This window comes from Edaphobacter sp. (assembly GCF_035532915.1).
Classification (GTDB): Bacteria; Acidobacteriota; Terriglobia; order Terriglobales; family Acidobacteriaceae; genus Edaphobacter.
On sequence record NZ_DATKQC010000448.1, the window covers coordinates 1 to 5,181 of the forward strand.

General features: G+C 60.0%; 6 protein-coding genes. 4 read left to right on the forward strand and 2 right to left on the reverse strand.

Annotation, left to right across the window (positions count from 1 at the left end):
• The 3 genes from VMU57_RS20960 to VMU57_RS20970 all read left to right on the forward strand — a co-directional run.
• A partial coding sequence (locus tag VMU57_RS20960) for a hypothetical protein (protein ID WP_325386999.1) occupies positions 1–266 on the forward strand: 266 nt, incomplete at its 5' end.
• 137 nt (positions 267–403) lie between these two features.
• Positions 404–1,309, forward strand: coding sequence for a hypothetical protein (locus VMU57_RS20965; RefSeq protein ID WP_325387001.1), 906 nt, complete (start codon positions 404–406; stop codon positions 1,307–1,309).
• Positions 1,306–1,923 carry an RES family NAD+ phosphorylase gene (locus VMU57_RS20970; protein ID WP_325387003.1) on the forward strand — a complete coding sequence of 206 codons (618 nt, stop codon included), beginning with the start codon at positions 1,306–1,308 and terminating at the stop codon, positions 1,921–1,923. The genes VMU57_RS20965 and VMU57_RS20970 overlap by 4 nt, the downstream gene beginning before the upstream one ends.
• A 340-nt stretch (positions 1,924–2,263) precedes the next feature.
• Here the strand turns inward: VMU57_RS20970 and istB are convergent, their stop codons facing one another.
• On the reverse strand, positions 2,264–3,073 hold the full coding sequence (gene istB / locus VMU57_RS20975) for an IS21-like element helper ATPase IstB (RefSeq protein ID WP_325387005.1): 810 nt from the start codon (positions 3,071–3,073) through the stop codon (positions 2,264–2,266).
• The gene (gene istA, locus VMU57_RS20980; protein WP_325387007.1) at positions 3,070–4,569 is read right to left on the reverse strand and encodes an IS21 family transposase; all 1,500 of its coding nucleotides are present in this window, start codon (positions 4,567–4,569) and stop codon (positions 3,070–3,072) included. The genes istB and istA overlap by 4 nt, the downstream gene beginning before the upstream one ends.
• Positions 4,570–4,688: 119 nt before the next feature.
• On the opposite strand from istA, the gene VMU57_RS20985 reads away from it, so the two are divergent.
• On the forward strand, positions 4,689–5,181 hold a 493-nt coding region (locus VMU57_RS20985; protein ID WP_325387009.1), incomplete at its 3' end, for a hypothetical protein.

Consider the following 5,181-nt stretch of genomic DNA (forward strand, 5'->3'; position numbering starts at 1 on the left):
CCCGGTCAAAGACGGCGCCGAAAACTGCCCCGGTCCCGACCGAGCCTGCGGGGGCGGAGACAAAGAAGCCAGCGGATGCGGCGCCCAAGCCTGCCGAGCCCAGGAAACAGGAGCCGGCGCGCAATGCCAGCCTTTTTGACATTGGACCGGCAGCAACGTCAGCTCCCTTGCCCACGTCGGATGCGGACGAGGAAGAGGAGATTCTTGCCGAGTTTGGAGAAGAGGACCAAGACAGAGACGAGGACCCCTTGGATGATGCGGCCTGAGTGTGGTTCGCCAGCCGGCAAAATCGACGGACACATTTCCGAGGACGGGGTTCTCCATCGCTCACATACATTCAAAGCGTTATTTGACGAAGTAGCATTATGTGGACGATAATTAACTTGTCAACTGGAGGCTCCTTATGGTCACGTTCTCGGAACATCCCAAGACATTGGATGAGATTCAAGCTTCTATCCGAAAGCACCTCGGGGATCCAGGCGCGAAGAAGCCTAGCTACAGCTTCGACCGTCCTTCCAAAACGTCGAATCTCCTTTGTTTTGTGTCCCATGCGACAAGCGACGTCCGGTACGAAATCGAACCGGATCTGCTTCAGATTGTCGCAAAGTCGTGGCGCCTCCATCTGAATCTTGAGTCGTTCTTCGTCAGAACCGAGTTTGCCAAGGACAAATTTTGCCTTTGGATTGAGAGTCATCCGGATGCGGACCACAGGCATTTCACCACCGTATTGCGTGAACTTACGACGACCAAGCATCCGGCATTCTATTCCCGGGTTCTGCGCGCTTTCCGGCGACTCGAAAACGACCTGCCTTCAACACTGATCGACGATGCCACGGCCGCGCCGTCCGATTACCTGGTGGCGGTAGAGGCATTGACCTCGGCTTCGGAGACGACGCAGCTGATCGTCGAGGATCCTTTCATCGCAGCGAAGTTTCGAGGACTCAAGCGAAAACAGCAGATGCTCGAAACCGCGGGCGGAGCTCTGACCTCCGAGCAGGTTGCCGAGGTCCTTGGCATCTCGCGGCAAGCTGTCGACAAACGCCGGGCAGCGACCCAGCTGCTTGCGCTGACACAGGGCAGGCGTGGATATAGCTATCCCAGCTTTCAGTTTGAAGACGGAAGACCGATCACCGGACTCGAAGAGGTTCTCGCGGAACTAAAGGAGCTCGATCCCTGGATGCAGATGGTCTTCTTCACCAGTCCAAACGAGCGGCTGGGTGACAAAACTCCCCTGGAGAGACTCAAGAAGGGACTGGTGAGCGAGGTCAAGGCTGCGGCCACGGGATTCGGCGAGCAAGGTGCCGCATGACAGATCAACCCGGCGATCACCCGCCGCCTCATCCGGGACTGATTTCCCAGAAGCCGCTCATTTTCACCGTGAAGGTGGGTGACGTCCTCTATCGTCATCACCGGGCCGAGAAAGATCCGATCTACTTCGGCACGAGCGGCGCGAACCGCTTCGATGATCCCGATTGTCCTCGCAGTCACGCTTTCGGGGTTCTCTATGCCGGCGAAGATCCGCAGTGCTGTTTCATCGAGTCGTGTGGTCCGACGACCGGGGTACCGGCTGTATCCGGGGCGTATCTAGATGCCCGGGCAATCGCAACGCTTGAGCTGACTGAGGATCTCCGCTTCATCGACCTCTACTCGACAGGCGGATTGACGCGGATTGGGGCCGATGGGAGGCTCTTTACCGGCTCGTACAAGATCGCGCAGCAATGGTCAGCGGCGCTGCGCGCGCACCCCTCGAAACCCGCCGGCATCCGCTACCCGTCCCGTCACGACCATACCCGCGTGGCGTATGCGATCTATTCGCGACTCGCCTCTTCGTTCAAGGTTGGCTCCCTTGGCTCTTTGATGGCGCCCGCGAATAGGTCCCTCCTAAACGACATCCTCACGCTCTATAAGGTCGAATTACTCTGAAGATTGAGATCAGAGGTGGGTGCACACTCTGACTTTGCCCTCAGAATGCGTACCTCTTAACCGGCCGGGTTTTGAGGATTAGATTCATCCCCGTCGTCGTCGTGGCGGTGGGAATGTGGGAATCGGTTTCATCGATTTCCAAGGTTTGTGGGAAGGGCGGAAAACAGCACGATCGTTTTCCGGGCTTTCTGTCAAGGGCGGAGTAAAACCAGGCCACTGGGGCAGAGTAAAAGTAGGCCAGTAGATGGGTGTGAGGTTGTTGGGTATGCGGGGTAGAAGGGCCTCTGGAGCGTAGCGAAAGAGGCCCTTCTACCCCGCGGCGCGCTCGGAGGGGTATCGTTCAGCGCTCGGAGGATGAGGCGCGTTTACGGCGGCTCTGCTTGAGGCGGTAGCTGTCGCCGTTCATCTCCAGGATGTGTACGTGGTGGGTGAGCCGATCGAGCAAGGCGCCGGTCAGCCGCTCCGATCCGAGCACTTCTGTCCATTCCAGGAAGGGCAGGTTCGAGGTGATCAGAGTCGAACCGCGTTCGTAGCGCTGGCTGAGCATCTCGAAGAGCAACTCGGCGCCGGTCTTGGACAGAGGCACGAAGCCCAGTTCATCGACGATGAGCAGTTCGTAGCTGGCGATCTGCTTCTGGAAGCGGAGCAGCTTTTTGTCGTCGCGAGCCTCGATCAGCTCGCTGACCAGAGCAGCGGTGGTAGTGAAGCGCACACGATGCCCGCGCTGGCAGGCGGCCAGGCCCAGAGCCAGGGCGATGTGCGTTTTTCCCGTTCCACTGTTACCCAGCAGCAGCACGTTCTCCCTGCGGGCGAGGAACTCGCATCGCGCCAGTTCCAGTACCAGGGTCTTGTTCATCGACGGGATGGCTAGGAAGTCGAAGGTTTCCATGGTCTTGACGACCGGGAACTTTGCCTGGCGTATGCGGCGTTCCGTTGCGCGGCGCTCGCGATCCAGCAACTCCAGTTCTGTGATGCGCAACAGGTAGTGTTGATAGTCCACCTGCTCAACAGCGCACTGCCTTGCCACCTTGTCATACTCGCGCAGGATGGTGGGCAGCCGCAGTTCCTTAAGATGATGTTCCAGCAGAAGCTGCGGCGTGTCGGCTGTGTGAGCCGCGGTGTTGGTCGCGGAAGCATCGGCGCCGCTCATGCGTACACCTCCACAAGCAAGCTCATGTAGTCGGCGGCCTGCGTGGTCCTCACCTGCGCCATAGGCAGATGGGGATAGTTCTCCATATCCAGCCGCGGCGGTCGTCGTTCGATGCGGCACAGCAGCAGATGGCGGACGGCGTCGAAGCTGATCGTGCCCAGCAGCAAGGCATCTTCGATGGCATGAGTTACTTCCGCAAGGGCGAAGGTCTCCATCAGGCGGAGCACCTGCACATACTCCCGGCTGCCGTGCTTCTTGAGCCGCGCTTCGAGCAATCGCCGCAGTTGCCGAAAGCACTCCGGCAACTGCCAGCCGGCCAGCGGAGCTGCCTGATCCAGTGCACGGGTCTTCTGTTCCAGCAGAGCCAGGTAGTGCATCGGATCGAAGACCACCGTCTCGCGTTCATAGCTGCGTTCGTGCCGGGCGATCACCTCGCTGCCACAGGCGATCACCACCTGATGCACGTAGCCCTTCACCCATACCTGGCGATGCCCGAACTCGGTGGGCACGGAGTAGTCGTTCGACCGGTAGCGGACCAGCGACAGAGAACTGACGCGGCCCGCGATCTTCTCGCAGGCTTCATAGGGCGCCGCCGGCAGCGGCAGCATGGCCGCATGGTCGCGCTCGAACCGTTCGCCGATGGTCTCTGTGTGCCCGCGCAACCGTCGAAGTCGCCGCTTCCGGCTCTCGGCCTCCAAACGCGTGTTCAGCTCTTCCCAACTCGATACGCGTGGAATCGGAACCATGAAGTTGCGCCGTGCATAGCCGACCAGCCCTTCCACCTTACCCTTGTCGTTGCCCTTGGCTGGCCGGCCGAACTTATCTGCGAACAGATAGTAGCTCTGCAACTCGGAGAACGCCCGCGTCTTCTGCCGCTCCTCGCCACCAAGTATCTTGGCCACTGCGATCTTCGTGTTGTCGTAGAGAATCCGCGTGGGCACGGCGCCGAAGTACGCGAAGGCCCGCACATGGCCTTCAAGAAATGCCTCCGTCGTCTCGGCCGGAAACGCGGCTACGAAGCAATCGTCGGAATGGGGCAGATCCATCGCCAGGTAGTGCGCCTTCTGCTCCACGCCGGCAACCACCACCAGCGCTTCGCCGAAGTCCGCCTGCGCTTCGCCCGGCGCATGCGTCAGAGGAATGAACATCTCCCGGCTGTGCAGCTCCGCCGACCGCACGTAGTCCTTCACGATCGTGTAGCCGCCGGTGAAACCGTGCTCCTCCTTCAGCCGCTCGAAGATCCGCTTGGCGGTGTGCCGCTGCTTCGCCGGTCTCTGCTTGTCATCTTCCAGAATGGCGTCGATCACGCCCAGCCACGGCCCCAGCTTGGGCCGCTTGATCGGCTGCTGTCGCTGGTAGCCCGGCGGCACCGCGTACTGCAGCATCTTCCGTACCGTCTCCCGCGACAGACCAAAATCCCTGGCTACCGCTCGCTGACTCCGGCCCTCGACACGAACCGCACGCCGTACACGCCCGTATATCTCCACCTGGAACATCCCTCCGGTGTTCCATGAACCATGCCAGCAACGCAATAGCTCACGAAAACAAGATCCGGCGGTGGCAAACTTTTACTCCGCCGCAGAGCTCCGCTCACGCGGCGCACTGTGGCCTAGTTTTGCACCGGCGCGCATACGCTCCAGAGGCGCTGCTGAAGCAAGCCGATGAGATGTCGTGGCTCAACAGCTGGATTGAGGCAGAACCTCTTTACCGGCAAGCCGAGCAGGAATTCACTCGGAGGCATCAGCCCTCAAAGGCCCTCTACGCGCGTGTCAGCCAGATGCCGGCGCACAGCGAATCCTCCACTTCGATCCCAAGCCAAATTGCCCTGCTTCGAAAGGATCTGGATCTCCCGGAAGCGCGGAATCCTGAAACACGCCTTCGCATCCTGACCATTCTTGGGATGTTTGAAGTGAATTATGACGCCGGGATGGCGAGGAAGACATGGGCAGATGTGGGAGCACTGGCACTGCGCCAGCACCAATATCTGCTGGCGTCCAGAGCAATGGGCGAGCAAGGGATTGCGGCATTTTTGCTCGGCGACATGGCAACAGCCAAAAAGAATGTGGTCAAGGCATGGATGGTTGCGAAGGCCGCCGATCCCGGCGCCC

Excerpts from the sequence above, each read along its gene's own strand:
- VMU57_RS20970 (WP_325387003.1), top strand. The coding sequence starts at position 1,306 with ATGACAGATCAACCCGGCGATCACCCGCCGCCTCATCCGGGACTGATT.
- VMU57_RS20965 (WP_325387001.1), top strand. The coding sequence starts at position 404 with ATGGTCACGTTCTCGGAACATCCCAAGACATTGGATGAGATTCAAGCT.
- istA (WP_325387007.1), bottom strand. The coding sequence starts at position 4,569 with ATGTTCCAGGTGGAGATATACGGGCGTGTACGGCGTGCGGTTCGTGTC.
- istB (WP_325387005.1), bottom strand. The coding sequence starts at position 3,073 with ATGAGCGGCGCCGATGCTTCCGCGACCAACACCGCGGCTCACACAGCC.